Raw genomic sequence first — 13,882 nt, 5'->3', positions numbered from 1 at the left:
AGATAGAAACCGAGTTATAATACCGCTCTCACAATGAAACCGTCTTTGAATCCATTTGGATTGGTGTCATCTATTGGCTCAGCTGTTTGTTGGGGTACTTTTTTTGTTCCAATCAAAAAGGTTCACGTTGCAAACATTTGGCAACTCCAAGGATCTACAGGAATAGGAGTTCTCCTTTTTGCAATACCAATTGGTTTTTTCTGGGGATTTGAAATTTTACCTAGCGGTCTTCTCAGTGGAGTAATTTGGACGGTGGGAAACATTCTGGCACTTTATTCAGTCAAGCTCATTGGACTCTCAAGAACCTCACCATTTCTTGCAGGTTTTAGCATTCTAGTTTCATTTCTGTGGGGAATTTTGTTCTTTGGGGAGAAGTTTAGCTATATGACATTAGCAATTGGGGCAATCGGATTACTGTTAGCTGGTTTACCAGTTATTGCAAGCGCTACAAAGACTTCAACTATTCAACGGAGGGGATACTTGATCGCTGCAGCGTCAGGCATTATTGGAGGTTCTTATGTTATCCCAATGCAGGCAACACATACGCTACAATCTGGATTCTTTTCATCTAGCTTGTCTATTTTTGCAATAGGGATCCCATTATTGTTTTTATCACGATGCTGGATCAAGAAAGAGATCACGGCTGGAATAATTTCAGGAAGTTTATTCAATGCAGGTAGCTTGTTTGTCTTGATAGCCATAGCATCAATAGGAATTACAGTAGCATATCCCATTTCCCAGACAGCTACACTTTTTGCCGTGTCCTGGGGAGTTTTGTATTTTAAGGAAATATCTGACAAGCACAATATGCTTAGGGTCATCACCGGATCTGTCATGATTTTGTCTGGGGCAGCATTGCTCTCTATTGCCTAGTCAAGCATTTTATTTGGTATGATAGAATTGTTTTCAAATTGAAAGCTGTCATAGTATTTAGTGGAGGTCTGGATTCAGTATGCACTGCAGCCTATCTTCAAAAACGATATGAATTGCATGGAATAACTTTTTCTTACGGGCAAAAGGCAAGCAGAGAAGTAAAAATTGCACACCAATTTTCACAATTATTAAAATTTAGAGAACATAAGATAGTAAATATTGAATTTATGAAAGACCTGTACGAAAATACAAATGCCCTAACTAATTCTAAAATAGCAATTCCTTCAAAATTTGATTATTCCATAGTTGCCCCAATAAGAAATGCCATTTTTCTCAGCATAGCCTCAGCATGGGCATTTTCAAAAAAAGCAGAGGCTGTTGTCTATGGTGCTCATATTGGAGACACTAGATATCCAGATTGTAGACCAATATTTACAAAATTACTCGCAAAGGCTTTGAATGAAGGAGAAGTTGATGGAATAAATCTAGGTCTTAGAAAGAAGATAAAAATTTGGAGCCCATTTATGGACAATCTTTCAAAGAGTGATCTGCTAAAGAAAGGATACAAAGAGTTGGGCGAGCAAATTTTCAAAAGTTGGAGTTGTTATGGAAGTGGTAAGATCCATTGTGGAAAATGCGAATCATGCAATAACAGAAAATTGGCTTTTATTAAATCCAAAATTTTGGACAAGACTAGATATTCAGATTTTTGATAAAATTGGCTTTTTTAGTATAATTGGTCTTATAATTAGATAATAGGCAAGAAACACTACACCGACAATTCCCCAAAAGGCCCACACTGTCATGGAATCATCAAAGCCAATTTTTTTAAAGAAATCCATCGAATTAAGAGATATTCCCAACCCAGCGCCCAGTGCAATAAAGAATTCTATGGCATACCACATAAAGGCCGGCCATGATTCTTTTGGAACGTGTATGTTATTGTGTGTTCCCACAGTAGTTCTGGATTAACTGTTATTATTTAATTTTTTAGATTAACCAATATTTGGTTTGGATTTTCCATTATATATCAGATTCAGAACATCTGATCTTGATTCTTTTTTATCATAAATTCCTCTTGATGCTATTGTTGTTACTATAGCATCATTTCGTACTCCTCGCATTTTCATACAAAGATGTTCGCCTTCTGCAATGACAACTACGCCTTTGACTCCTTCAGAGTATAGTTCGTCAGCTATATTCTTTGTAATTCGTTCCTGTATTTGTAATCGAGTAGAATATTTTTCCACAAGTCGAACCAACTTGGATATTCCAAATACCTTACCATCTGGTGCATATGCAACACTTACTTTTCCATAAAATGGCAGCATGTGATGTTCACACATGGAATAAAACTGGATATCTTTTGCAATTACAATATCAGAGTCCTCAGAAAATTTTACGGATAATTCTGATTCTCCCTCATACCCCTTGAAGATTTCTTCGTACATATCCGCTATTCTGCTTGGAGTATCAACTAGGCCTTCTCTTGTTGGATCTTCGCCTATCTCTGCAATTATCTCTCGAATTAATTTCTTGATTCTTTCTTTATTCATCAAGGTGCACCTATGAATTTATGAAGCTGTGGTACTATTCTAACTTGATCATCATAGGCATAAACTAAATCATAAAAGCTAAATAGATGTTCCAAACTAGGTTCGGAAATACCATACGTAGGCTGTATTATAAATCCTGCAAGTTCCGTTTTTGACATTATTTTGAATATTTGTCTGAGAAGTTTCTTGAATGGGCCCAATTGTGTCTTTGAACTTATTACTACCTTTACATAGGTTGTTTTCTTTGATTTTTTCGCTAGCCTTAGGCATTCAAGTTCATTTTCTAAAAGTTTAGAATAATGTTTTGAATCAACAAAGCCTGATTCTGGAGTTTTAAATTCAATTTTTACAAAATTGATGTAAGGAAGAACTTCTGCAAACTTGGAAGAATCATAACAAGATGATTCTAGATAAGTATGAATTTTTTTACTTTGAACAAAGTTTGCCAATTCTGCAACAGCTTTTGACTGAGCAAGCGGATCTCCGCCAGTAAAATTAACTTTGTATGTATTTTTCTTGAGATTCTTTTTGATTAGTTCTTTTGCTTTACTAATTGAATATTCCTTTCCAGAATTCATTGGGAGTGCCCCTTTAGTATCACAATAAAAACACTTGAAAGGGCATCCTGACAATCTTACAAAGAGAGTCTTTGTACCATACAGTATTCCTTCCCCTTCAACAGATGTAAATATCTCATAAAGCCGTACGTTCAAGTATTCGATCTGTACTTATTCATTATTTAATTGGATCTTCTTATGAATGATTTTTTGCCAAAGAGGATATAATAGCAAATACAATAATTTACAGTGGAAAAGCTAATTTTCTTATTTGTACTTGTGACCTTGCCATTTGTTGTTTACCAAGATGCAAGTGCCTTAACGATAAATGCTGTTCCTGAAAAACAAGAGTTTGGAGCAAATGATTGGATAAAGGTCAATGTTACAATTCAGGGATATAATGGTGGTCAGGTAAATTGGGTTGCCCACAGACCCGACAATTCAACAATATCAGGAGTATTGGACCAGCAAATAAGGTCAGGAAAAGCAATACACCAAATTATACGAAGTGCAAACGATAATGAGTTTGGTCCATGGTTAATCAATTATGCATATGAAGGCAGTAATCAAACAGTTCGTGTCAATGTCATGCCTCTTGATTTAACTGTAATAACAGACAAGATAACATATTATGAACCGGACACAATGAACATCAACATTTCTTCATCTTACTATAGCCCATATGCCAAATTTGCTCATTCTTATTTTCTAGATTTTTATGATCAGAACGGAAATAATGCAATTGGAATAACAGAAATTGAAGTAAAAGCAGACCAGCCAAGTGTAACATATCATTTTCCAATGTTACAATTTGCTAAATACAATCCTCCAGGATTATACAACTTAAAAATTCAATATTTTAATTCTGTCAAATATGTACCATTTATCTTAGGCGACATAAACAAGCTAATAGACATATCAGTAGAGAATTCGGCCACCTTTTATTCAGGAAATCAGGTAGAGCTTGATTTGATATTTACCAAGTTAACTGAATCAAGCGGTACTATAAAAATAACAGATCCTTTGGGAAATACAACCAGCAGTCAATTTTACCCACAATCTGTACATTATGTTTTAGCGCTCAATAACTTGCCCAAGATAATTGGAACCTATAATTTTGAAATCGATTATGCTGGCATAGTAAAGACAGGTTCTTTCAAGATAGTTCAGAATTCTCTGGAGCTGCCTAACATTAAATTGGACATATTTCCAAACAAACTAAACTATAGACCAGGCGAAATTGCTAACTTTGAGATACATGTATCAAATGTTACTACAAATTCAATAAGTACATGGATAACAAGTCCCAACGGTAATGCAAGCCCAGCCATATTATTGCCAATGGATACAACTGAAATTATCATACCCCACAAGATTGCTCAAAATGACAGCCGGGGGACATGGAAACTGTATGTGAATTATGATGGAATTATAAAAAATTCATCTTTTAACGTAGATGGGTCACCAGTTGACAGTGGAGAGATTCTAGATCCAGTTCAATACAACATTCCCACCTTTGTTTCAGCAATCAATTCAACAACATTCAAGTCTCCAACTGGTATAGCCATTGATCAAGACAACAATATCTACGTTGTAGATTCCGGAAATTCGAAAATAAAAAAGTTCGATGATAAAAACAACCTGCTTCTCTCATGGGGTGATGTAGGTTCAGCAAGTGGACAATTCAAAAATCCATCAGGCATATTTGTAAATGAAAACTATGTGTATGTAGCAGACAGTGGAAATTCAAGAATAATCATGTTCAACAAGACTGGAAGTTTTGTTTATTCATGGGGTACGTATGGTGATAATCCAGGCATGTTTCAGATACCAACTGCAATAAATTCAGATCACAGTGGTGATCTTGTTGTAGGAGACATGGGACGAGGATCTATTCAATTGTTTGACAACAAGGGCACTTATGAAGATAAGATAGACTCATCATTTGCAGACGGGGCTAGTTTCTCAGGCATTAAAGCATTAGCATTTGATTCAAGAGATAACTTGTACACTATTTCAACAGACAACAAGATATTGAAATATTCTAGTATTGGAAAATTTCTAAACTGGTATGGATCCACAGGAACTGATGATGGCAGATTTATCAATCCGTCAGCAATAGCTATTGATTCTAAAGATAACATCTATGTAGCAGACACCGGCAATCATAGAATCCAAAAATTTGACTCTCATGGAAACTTTCTTTGGAGTTGGAGTATGCAACAAAATGGGCAGGGTGGGTTTGAACAGCCCGTTGGTCTTGCGATTGACGCAGCAGATAATATCTATGTTGTAGATAAGCAAGAGAACAGTGTACAGAAATTTGCACTCTATGGTGGAACTGCGAACATTTTGCCTAGCTGGATAAAAAATACATCCATTGGGTGGGCGGAGGGAGTTTTAGGCAAAAAAGATTTTTCTCAAGCAGTGATATATGTAGTAAATCAAGGCATAATCAAAACACCATCAATGAATCTAGATGACACTATGAAAATTCCAAATTGGTTAAAGGGAAATGTGAGACAGTGGTATTCAGGCCAAATTGATGATAATACTTTTTGGGCTGCTATCCAACATCTCTTATCAATTGGAGCGATGAAGATTTAGGATGTAATTGCAGGTACTGTTCTTGAAAAGAATCCAGCTATGAAAATTATCACTCCCAAGATTCCGATAAGACTTCCAATAAATTCTACAGTATCTGTCAAGTCAGCTTGTATTGGTGCTAAAATGAAAGCAAGTATAATGCCAACTATTATCATTGGTATTCCCACGCCTGCAGAAATTTGCTTTGAAGCCATCGCTTTTGGGTCTGGTAAAAATCTATATGAATTTTATGTAAATCGGTTCTGTCGGGTTGTCGAGTGATAACAAATGGTAAATAATGTAAAAACACAACTATGTTGGACATTATTGGCAACCAAATGTATAAAACAATCATACCAATCACCACCTGAACTATTATCAATGATGGAAACATTCAGGCAAATGGTAAATGACTGTATCAGAATTGGAATAGCAAACAATTGTTCAACCATGAAAAGACTATCGATATTATCATACAAGGAACTGAGCAATTACAAAATACTATCATATTACAAGTTAACTGCAATATCTCAGGCATCTGGAAGGTTAGCATTGATGAAAAAAGACATCAAGAAGGGAAGAACTCCAAAATCTCCATATGTATCAAAACCATATCTTGTTTCTTGCTATGGTTTCAAGATAATTGGCATGTTATTGTCAATTCCAATATCAAACCATGACAAGTTTCTAGTAAGATTAAATGACTATACAATATCACAACTAGAAAATGTAGAACCGAGGCCATTTACGATAACACCTAATTCGATATCAATCTCAGTCAGAAAGGAAATGGAGCAAATCATTCCAGAAAACGTTATTGGTATAGACAGAAACCTCAGAAACATCACTGCATTTGATGGTAAGCAATCAATAATGTACAAGACCAACAAGTTACTTTCAATAAAGGAAAACACAAGCCATGTTATAGCATCATTTAGAAGATTGGACATCAGAAAGAAAAAGTCATTCCAGCAAAGACTGGGAAATAGGAGGTCAAGACGTATCCAGCAACATCTACACAAAATATCAAAGGATATCGTACAACGAGCCGTAGAATCAAAATCAATCATAGTTATGGAAGATCTAAAAGGAATCCGTAAGCTATACAAGACTGGAAATGGTCAGGGAAACAAGTATCGCCGAAGATTAAACTCGTGGTCGTTCTATGAACTGCAAAGGCAGATTACATACAAGGCAGAATGGGAAGGGATTCAAGTACAATTCGTAGATCCTAAACGCACAAGCAAGCTTTGTCCAATATGCGGAGATAGACTCCAAGAGGACAAGTTTCAACTTCGAAAATTGTTGTGCATTAATTGTAAGAAATCAATTGACAGGGATGTAGTAGCATCCATGAACATTGCTTACAAGGGGTGGAGTAGGTTTTGCCATCCTAGAGGGCTTTTAGTTGAAGCGGTGAACGGGAATCTGGAAAACTTTCAGCCAGTAATCCTGCGAGTGGATGGAAGCAAGTTGATTGTAGGGAAGAAATGATGTCCAAATTATTTATCACCCGACAACCGACAGAACCGAATTAAGGATCTCTGTCCACTAAACAGAAGCTGCACTTACAGTTTGAGATACTGTATACTGCCCATTTGTCAAGCCTATTGGTTTGTTTTACTTGTAAAATCTTTTGCCCTATCAGAGGTTCGCTGTTTTGCCACTTTTGTAAGCGAGTCATGAGCATCATTTAGAAATTGGTTTACAGATACAATCAATTTTGATGCTTCATCAACTTTACCAGCATCAAGATCCTGTTTTGCTTTTTGGATTAATTGATCAGATTGTGTAAAGTTGAAATCCATATGGTTAGTTATTGCTATAGATTGAAGCGTTTCATCAAACTTTGCCAATCTTGTGATCTCACTTTGTAGTTTTATTATGTCTGTATGTTTTTGGTCATTTATTCCTGTTGCATTAAGAGAATTTATCTTATCGTTTGTAATCTTGAAAAAATTCATTGCAGAAAGAAAATGTTGTTTAGCTGATACTATATCTTGTGCATTTACTGCCTTGGTCAGGGCGTCGGTTTCATTAGAGCCTTGATCATATAGAGAAACAATTTCATTTGGAACATTAGGAATTTGAGATATGCTGATGTTGAGATTGTTTTGTGCCTGCGTAGCAATACTCACCAATGTGTCAAGTTGAGGATCAGCATATGATTGGATTGGACCATTCAAGATTAATGTTACAACTAGTGTTGCAATAAAGATTGTCAAACTCTTCATTTCTGATCCTCCATTTTACGAAGTTTAATAAGATTTTGTTGATCAACTTTTTCTATTTCAACAACATCTTCTCTTTCAAGTCGTTTAACAGCGCGCCACATTGTTGTTCGTGGCATCAAGAATTTTTTGCGTAATTCGCTTTCGTATACCTGACCTCCTTTTTCAGAAATGAATGCTATGATTTCTTTGTCATCTTGACGTAAATCTGGTTTGAGTTTGTAAATTTCCTCCTTTTTCGATGGAATATAGTCATTATTTTGTGGGATTTTACTAGAAGTTATTATCTTAGTTGATCTTGCTTTTCTCAAGATTATGATTCCAGCTATTCCGGCAGCAACAATTCCTCCAGTTAAAAGATAGATCGATAAATTGTCAGATGAGCTAACTGGAATATGGTTATCAGATGAGTTAGTGGATAGTTTTGAGATGGCAGTTTGTTGTTCTTGTAGAGCAAGATTTTTTGCGGAGTTAGCAAAAGATTCTGCGTCGGAATACTTGCCTTGATTAAAAGCAAATTGAGCTTCCTGAAGTTTTGCCAAAGCCAAAGGAGTTTTCACACCTGTAGAATTCAAAGTATTGATAAAATCTTGAGCTTTTTGAATTGCCAAAGTAGCAGTCTGGCTTGTACCTAGGACACCAAAGACATAATCAATGTCTGACGAGCCACTTGGTAACGATAGAAGTGATTGATCATCAACTATTTGCATGTTTAAAGGAGATGCACTCATTCCGACAATTACTGTATTTTTTGGTAACATTATAGAATAATCAGTAGGAGAATTTACATGAAAAGTCCATGTTCTTCCATTCTTAGATATCAAGTCAGGCGTATCATAGTCTACCTTTATCGCGGAAGCTCCCAGAGTTGCTACTGTTATAGTATTTGCATTCACCTTACTTGAAAGCAGTGTTCCATTTTCGTCCTGTACAACAAGGTTTTCAATATTACTACCATATACATTCAGGCTGAAATCCGGTGATCGAGCGTCTACGTCAGTTTGATAGAAAACATGGGTTGTTCCATCTGCATAAACTGTAAAATCAAGAACTTTGGGGCTGCCTATAGCGTACTGTACAAAGGAAGAGAGGGTGAGTAAAACAAAGCATATCGCTACAACTGGAGCCCTTACCATTGTTGTGAGAGTATAATTGATCCTTACAAAAAGCATTCTTTCTGGTAATACTTTTTGTATCTCGATCATCTGGTATTCCTGATACATTTCTTAATACCTGAGATTAAGTCCCTGCATTACGCCTTGGAATCTCTGGAATTCCTGGGAGAACCTGATTCCTTTCTCTGTAACCCTAAAAAGCCTATTTCTGTCGGATTTCATTGATTCTACCAATCCTGCATCTATTAATTTCTGACATTTCTCAAGTACTGCATAATGAGATAGGTTTGCTCTTCGGGATATAGCGGAGATAATCACTCCTTGGGTTCCTCCATCCATGGCCACACCAAGGATATCGGCTATGATGCCCATTTCGGACCTGTATTGTTGTTTTGACATGAGGTGTTATAGTATTGATGTTTTATCAGGGACAGCATGAAATTTCATAGCGGAACGCATAGCGGAACGACAGTTTCAGGCCTTGAAACAGTCAATTTTCTGGTTATTGAGAAGCGCGGGAGAGCAGAAATCAAGCATGCCAGAATACAAAACAAAGATTATGCAGCCAAGCAAACGCTTTGCTACTACCTATAGACAAGGAATAGTCAACAAATAGAGTAAAATCTGGTTATTGAGAGGTTCTATGCTCTTTAATTTTATAATTTTGCAGTTTTCTTTTTGATTAATTCTACAATTTCTAACTTTCGTTTTATATCCATATCTGGTTCCATTGTCACATAGACAGTCTTACGTTTTGGATAGATAACAATCTGAGTAATTTTTTGACGTTCAATGTGTACATAATTTACGGGTCCGAGGCTTTTGTCAAACTGTTGTCTAATTTTTCTCCTTGTTGCCACTTGTTTGCAGAAATGCTCTTCCTCCTTTTGGGACTTTAACGAAGTCTTGCCTTCTTTCATTATTGCTTCAGATATGTTTCCTTTTAGATCTATTATTGCAGCAAATCGCATCATTTGATCTAATCCAATGATATCTTCTACTATTGGAAGTAGGTTTACTTTGCCATTATTCAAGTAACTCGAACCAAAGATTTAGGTCTCTAAATATATCTCAATCCCCATACCAACCCATTTAGATGAAATATTCAATAGATTGTCATTCCAAACTTCGCAAAACCAGCTTTTTACTTATTAACTTTTTATATATTAAAAATAACAATAACCCATAAGCAATATGTTTGACAAATTCCGAAAGAAAAAGGATGAGAACGGATCGATTTCTTCAGGAATGGAGGGCAAGATCGCTGATCAGCCAGGCAAGGTTTTTCAATATGAACCAGAAGCAGGGAATATAAAGACGTCCGAAGTCATTGAAGAATCCCATTTTCACCCTTCAGAACAAGTAAAAATACCGGAACCTATTCAACAAACTCGTATGAGCACATCAGGTGAAGATATAGGAATCCAGGCATTAATGGACAAGAGAACCAAGTTAGAAGAAGCTATAGACTATGTAGGTTTAATGATCAAGGACCTCAAAGACAAGCGAACTAGTCTAGAAAAAAATATTGAAGATGAATCAGTCGATATCAAGAATCTAAAGGAGAAACTTGTCAAAGTAGGTCAATACATAGAAGAAGAAAAACAGGGCATCAAGACATTACAACAAAAAAGAAGTGAGGTTGAAAAAGAAGCAGATGATGTTGCAGTAATGATCACCAACCTACGAGAAAGGCTAGTCAACATTGATCAAGTAGTAAATGAAGAAGGTAGCAAGATAGCAAAATTCAAAGAGACTAGACCAAAGACCGAGTCTTCTCTAACCTAGAATGTAAAACTCTCTTTTACTAGTGCATCCAGATTTTCCTTTATTTCATCATCAGAGGACAATGAACCCAGATCCCTTACTAACACCTCGGTTGCAAGACATTGGTTTTTGGAATACTGGTAGTAACAATCTAGTTTTTCTTCGTATGTTTTTGCACTGTAATAAGTAGTCCAGAAATTTTCTGTGGAATGTTGGACATATAGAAGGAACTTTTGAATTATTGATTCAATCTTCGGAGAAGGATTGTCTTTTACCAATCCAATTAGAATTTGCTCTAGTTTGCTGTCTAGATTTGATTCATAAATAAGCTGATACACGTCCCCATCCTTTTTCATGACTGGATTACGTCGTCGTATCATAAAAGCTTTATAGAAAAATTTGCGGACATGTCTGAGAAATTATCTAACAACTTTGAATAATCAAAAAAAATCAAAGATTTACGATAAAATTGGACACAAGCCTTAAATATTTTATTCACGTATTAGTACTCCCTATCAAAGGACATCCTCCCAAGATAGGTATCATGCAAGCAATGTGTGATGTGTAAAGAGCAATCTTTCCACATAAAGCATCCCAAGGTACCCCGAAGGAAATGATGACAAAGGTCAGCATGCTTTGAGTCTAGCACTCACAATGTGTGATCTCCACACTTCTGCATGATAAAATTTTTCCATAAATAGCAAAGAATAGACAAAACCATGGAAATTTTTTAAATGCATTATACAATAATGCCCAATCTCTGATGCTAGACGATGCAACTTCAGAATAAACGATGGATGTGGTATTTGTTACCATCCCAGATTACTTCTCAGGGATTAAGCACTGTAATTCCATTATATGTAATCTTTCTGGGGGGTGACATAGGAGAGGTAGCTATCATATCTGCTCTGCAAAATGGCTCGATAGCTATTGGTTCGTTGACATGGGGGAAAATAATAGATAGATTTCATTCTAAAAGGCCAATACTTGTTACATCATTCTTTTTTGTTCTTCTCTGTAGCCTTGGGATGTATTTTACCAATTCGATTTACGTTCTATATGGATTAGCAACAGTGCTTGGGTTTTTCATGGTTGCAAAAAGCCCAGTTACACAACTTCTTGTGATGGAATCAGTACAAAAGAATCTCTGGAGTTGGTTATTTGCCAAGACATCAATTATCAGTACACTTGGAATGTTAGTTGCTATGATAATTGGAACAGTTGGAAGTTTTTATTTTGATCTTAGGCCATACTTTTTGATATGCGCTGTATCAAGCGGCATATCTCTGGTTTTGAGTATATCTGTAAGGGACAGCGATAGTATTCATATTGAAAGAAGCAGTATTGCTCACTCACTTCATGGCATACGCTATTCAATTAGTCATCATCATTTTGTTTTCCCAAAGATTCTTGAAGTATATGATTTCAGGCATATAATTACGCTATTCAAGGGAAGAATAAGCAATGAGATAGGCATATTCTACCTGGCTTCATTTTTTTTCTATTCTGGAAGTAACATGTATCTTACTGCCTGGACGCCATTTTTAAAAAATCAGAATTTTTCAAATGCTGATGTCTTCCTGAATTATACGATTCAAATGATAGCCATGTTATTGGTATTTTTCATAGCCCCAAAAATAATATCAAAGCTTGGAGAAGAACGATCAACCATTCTAGCACATATACCACGAATTTTAGCAGTAATGATTCCTGCTGTTTCGTTATTCTTCATGGTAGGAACTTTGGGTTTTCCAATTACAATGACATCTGCTTGTATGATGGTAATTGCATTTTCAATCTATAGTACATCTAGCTCTGTCATATTTTTCAAAAGCATTCCACAGGGATTTGAGGGAAAATATCTTGGGGTGAACAGTGCAATAACAGGTATAGGAGTATTTGTGGGCTCTTTTGTTACAGGGGAATTGACAAAATTTTTGGGATATGCTACTATGTTTCTATCTGCTTCCGCAGTACTAGTGGTATCACTAGTATTGTATAAAATATACTTCCGCTACAGATTATCAAATAATATGATAACCTAGACGTAGCGTGCTGAGGAAGATGATTGATCAGCAGGCATTGAAGGCAGTTTATCATTAATTGCTGCCTCTGCAACTGCAGAAGCCTCTTGGAGGATCTTTTCAGATTCCTCGCTTGTTGCACTCGAGTCAATTCCAAAGTCGCCACTATGGAATGTGTCAGTCATAAGACCTCCGAGCATCTCAGTCATTCCAGTTAGCTCACGGTCAGCTTCTGGCATAAATTTGACTAGAGAAGATTTGAGGTTCTTCATCAAGCCTATTGTTGGCATGATGGTTACCACGGTGTCTCCTAGGTCATGGAATGTGCTTAGTCTAAGCTCGATTTGTTCTAGAGCAATCCTAGCGTTTCCTAAAAGCTTTGTTACTTTTCTAACCTCGGCTAATTCTTTTGATAAAACTTTACTTGCAGTAATATCATGATTCTGTGTTGCAATTACAATTCTTTTGAATAACTTTTCATCTTTTTGTTTTAGTTTGGTAATCATTCCATCAAGTTTTACAATTTGAGTTTGGAGTCTTTTTATTCCAGCCTCCAATCTTGGTTTTAGCGCACCTTTTGGTTTTAGTGCATCATTAATTTTTTCACCAAGACTTGGTGTTTGCGGTCTTTGCCAATTGTTTGTAAATGTTGTCATGGTTACCACTGATAAAGTTGGTTTTTAATTTCAGGTGTGAAATACGGTTCACAGTATACTAAATTTAGCTGACAAAATATAGAAGATCAGGTTCAGCTTGCGCTTGCTTTTCATTTTAATAAAAAACTAAAAACTCGTGGATAACCATGATTGGATACATCCTACGACTAATCCCCGCGCAAAGTCCTATTGCATTATTTGAATAGCAGTATTTCTCTGTGGATGGATTTTTTTTAGGTGAATAGCCAGTGCCTGATTCGACTGCTGGAATTCACAACAAAGTGGACATTGTTCCATTTTATTTAATGCGGGTTCTGCAGAACAAATGTATTTAAAGGTTTTGCACAAGTCCTCAAATAATTTTGTAAAAAAATTTCAAGAAAAATTGTAAAAAAATTTCAAAAATAATTTTAAAAAAATAAATCAAAAAATATTATTTGAGAAGATCAAATTTGATCTTGTTTCATGAATAATCATCTAGAAAAAAAAGAGCAATGTAAGAAATTCCAATACATGA

At 35.9% G+C, this 13,882-nt stretch carries 16 protein-coding genes; 6 read left to right on the top strand and 10 right to left on the bottom strand.

The features are described from left to right. Positions 1–45: 45 nt before the first annotated feature. Positions 46–873, top strand: coding sequence for a GRP family sugar transporter (locus BQ3481_RS09015; RefSeq protein ID WP_157927962.1), 828 nt, complete (start codon positions 46–48; stop codon positions 871–873). 38 nt (positions 874–911) lie between these two features. Continuing rightward, positions 912–1,586, top strand: a complete 675-nt coding sequence (locus BQ3481_RS09010; protein ID WP_157927961.1) for a 7-cyano-7-deazaguanine synthase — start codon at positions 912–914, stop codon at positions 1,584–1,586. Here the strand turns inward: BQ3481_RS09010 and BQ3481_RS09005 are convergent. The 3 genes from BQ3481_RS09005 to BQ3481_RS08995 are packed head-to-tail and all read right to left on the bottom strand — an operon-like array spanning position 1,575 to position 3,142. After that, positions 1,575–1,829, bottom strand: a complete 255-nt coding sequence (locus tag BQ3481_RS09005; RefSeq protein ID WP_157927960.1) for a hypothetical protein — start codon at positions 1,827–1,829, stop codon at positions 1,575–1,577. The genes BQ3481_RS09010 and BQ3481_RS09005 overlap by 12 nt on opposite strands. Positions 1,830–1,868: 39 nt before the next feature. Then, entirely contained in the window at positions 1,869–2,429 is a 561-nt protein-coding gene (folE, locus tag BQ3481_RS09000) for a GTP cyclohydrolase I FolE (RefSeq protein ID WP_157927959.1), read from the bottom strand. Next, a complete protein-coding gene (locus tag BQ3481_RS08995) occupies positions 2,429–3,142 on the bottom strand; it encodes a 7-carboxy-7-deazaguanine synthase QueE (protein WP_157927958.1) in 714 nt (237 codons plus the stop codon). Before BQ3481_RS08995 ends, folE begins: the two co-directional genes overlap by 1 nt. Before the next feature lie 93 nt (positions 3,143–3,235). On the opposite strand from BQ3481_RS08995, the gene BQ3481_RS08990 reads away from it, so the two are divergent. Beyond that, positions 3,236–5,593 carry an NHL repeat-containing protein gene (locus BQ3481_RS08990; RefSeq protein WP_157927957.1) on the top strand — a complete coding sequence of 786 codons (2,358 nt, stop codon included), beginning with the start codon at positions 3,236–3,238 and terminating at the stop codon, positions 5,591–5,593. On the opposite strand, the gene BQ3481_RS08985 is transcribed toward BQ3481_RS08990, so the two are convergent. Continuing rightward, a complete protein-coding gene (locus BQ3481_RS08985) occupies positions 5,590–5,787 on the bottom strand; it encodes a hypothetical protein (RefSeq protein ID WP_157927956.1) in 198 nt (65 codons plus the stop codon). The two genes, BQ3481_RS08990 and BQ3481_RS08985, sit on opposite strands and share 4 nt — an antisense overlap. 112 nt (positions 5,788–5,899) lie before the next feature. On the opposite strand from BQ3481_RS08985, the gene BQ3481_RS08980 reads away from it, so the two are divergent. After that, positions 5,900–7,066, top strand: coding sequence for an RNA-guided endonuclease InsQ/TnpB family protein (locus BQ3481_RS08980; protein ID WP_157927955.1), 1,167 nt, complete (start codon positions 5,900–5,902; stop codon positions 7,064–7,066). Between the two features lie 113 nt (positions 7,067–7,179). Here the strand turns inward: BQ3481_RS08980 and BQ3481_RS08975 are convergent, their stop codons facing one another. From BQ3481_RS08975 to BQ3481_RS08960, 4 genes are all read right to left on the bottom strand, one after another. Next, positions 7,180–7,806 (bottom strand): hypothetical protein, encoded by a 627-nt coding sequence (locus tag BQ3481_RS08975; RefSeq protein WP_157927954.1) that lies wholly within the window; start codon positions 7,804–7,806, stop codon positions 7,180–7,182. Beyond that, entirely contained in the window at positions 7,803–9,008 is a 1,206-nt protein-coding gene (locus tag BQ3481_RS08970) for a helix-turn-helix transcriptional regulator (RefSeq protein ID WP_157927953.1), read from the bottom strand. The genes BQ3481_RS08975 and BQ3481_RS08970 overlap by 4 nt, the downstream gene beginning before the upstream one ends. A 21-nt stretch (positions 9,009–9,029) precedes the next feature. Next, positions 9,030–9,317, bottom strand: a complete 288-nt coding sequence (locus BQ3481_RS08965; protein ID WP_173848096.1) for a winged helix-turn-helix domain-containing protein — start codon at positions 9,315–9,317, stop codon at positions 9,030–9,032. A 257-nt stretch (positions 9,318–9,574) separates the two neighbouring features. Continuing rightward, positions 9,575–9,892, bottom strand: a complete 318-nt coding sequence (locus tag BQ3481_RS08960) for a DUF6659 family protein (RefSeq protein WP_394336736.1) — start codon at positions 9,890–9,892, stop codon at positions 9,575–9,577. A gap of 220 nt (positions 9,893–10,112) precedes the next feature. On the opposite strand from BQ3481_RS08960, the gene BQ3481_RS08955 reads away from it, so the two are divergent. Next, a complete protein-coding gene (locus BQ3481_RS08955) occupies positions 10,113–10,706 on the top strand; it encodes a transcriptional regulator (protein WP_157927950.1) in 594 nt (197 codons plus the stop codon). On the opposite strand, the gene BQ3481_RS08950 is transcribed toward BQ3481_RS08955, so the two are convergent. Beyond that, positions 10,703–11,041, bottom strand: a complete 339-nt coding sequence (locus tag BQ3481_RS08950) for a hypothetical protein (protein ID WP_148692980.1) — start codon at positions 11,039–11,041, stop codon at positions 10,703–10,705. The two genes, BQ3481_RS08955 and BQ3481_RS08950, sit on opposite strands and share 4 nt — an antisense overlap. Positions 11,042–11,458: 417 nt before the next feature. Here BQ3481_RS08950 and BQ3481_RS08945 point away from each other — a divergent pair, with 417 nt between their 5' ends. Next, positions 11,459–12,730, top strand: coding sequence for an MFS transporter (locus BQ3481_RS08945; RefSeq protein ID WP_157927949.1), 1,272 nt, complete (start codon positions 11,459–11,461; stop codon positions 12,728–12,730). Here BQ3481_RS08945 and BQ3481_RS08940 read toward each other — a convergent pair. Further along, positions 12,727–13,365: a Snf7 family protein gene (locus tag BQ3481_RS08940; protein WP_157927948.1), complete on the bottom strand. Its 639-nt coding sequence runs from the start codon at positions 13,363–13,365 to the stop codon at positions 12,727–12,729. The two genes, BQ3481_RS08945 and BQ3481_RS08940, sit on opposite strands and share 4 nt — an antisense overlap. Positions 13,366–13,882: the final 517 nt, after the last annotated feature.

The sequence above is a fragment of the Candidatus Nitrosotalea okcheonensis genome (genome assembly GCF_900177045.1).
GTDB classification, from domain to species: Archaea; Thermoproteota; Nitrososphaeria; order Nitrososphaerales; family Nitrosopumilaceae; genus Nitrosotalea; species Nitrosotalea okcheonensis.
Note: the sequence above shows the minus strand (reverse complement) of the source record. Positions and strands in the feature narration are given on the sequence as shown.

What these genes read in the sequence shown, in the direction of transcription:
- folE (WP_157927959.1), bottom strand. Translation starts at nt 2,429, where the DNA reads ATGAATAAAGAAAGAATCAAGAAATTAATTCGAGAGATAATTGCAGAG.
- BQ3481_RS08985 (WP_157927956.1), bottom strand. Translation starts at nt 5,787, where the DNA reads ATGGCTTCAAAGCAAATTTCTGCAGGCGTGGGAATACCAATGATAATA.
- BQ3481_RS08975 (WP_157927954.1), bottom strand. Translation starts at nt 7,806, where the DNA reads ATGAAGAGTTTGACAATCTTTATTGCAACACTAGTTGTAACATTAATC.
- BQ3481_RS08970 (WP_157927953.1), bottom strand. Translation starts at nt 9,008, where the DNA reads ATGATCGAGATACAAAAAGTATTACCAGAAAGAATGCTTTTTGTAAGG.
- BQ3481_RS08965 (WP_173848096.1), bottom strand. Translation starts at nt 9,317, where the DNA reads ATGTCAAAACAACAATACAGGTCCGAAATGGGCATCATAGCCGATATC.
- BQ3481_RS08960 (WP_394336736.1), bottom strand. Translation starts at nt 9,892, where the DNA reads ATGATGCGATTTGCTGCAATAATAGATCTAAAAGGAAACATATCTGAA.
- BQ3481_RS08955 (WP_157927950.1), top strand. Translation starts at nt 10,113, where the DNA reads ATGTTTGACAAATTCCGAAAGAAAAAGGATGAGAACGGATCGATTTCT.
- BQ3481_RS08950 (WP_148692980.1), bottom strand. Translation starts at nt 11,041, where the DNA reads ATGAAAAAGGATGGGGACGTGTATCAGCTTATTTATGAATCAAATCTA.
- BQ3481_RS08945 (WP_157927949.1), top strand. Translation starts at nt 11,459, where the DNA reads ATGCAACTTCAGAATAAACGATGGATGTGGTATTTGTTACCATCCCAG.
- BQ3481_RS08940 (WP_157927948.1), bottom strand. Translation starts at nt 13,365, where the DNA reads ATGACAACATTTACAAACAATTGGCAAAGACCGCAAACACCAAGTCTT.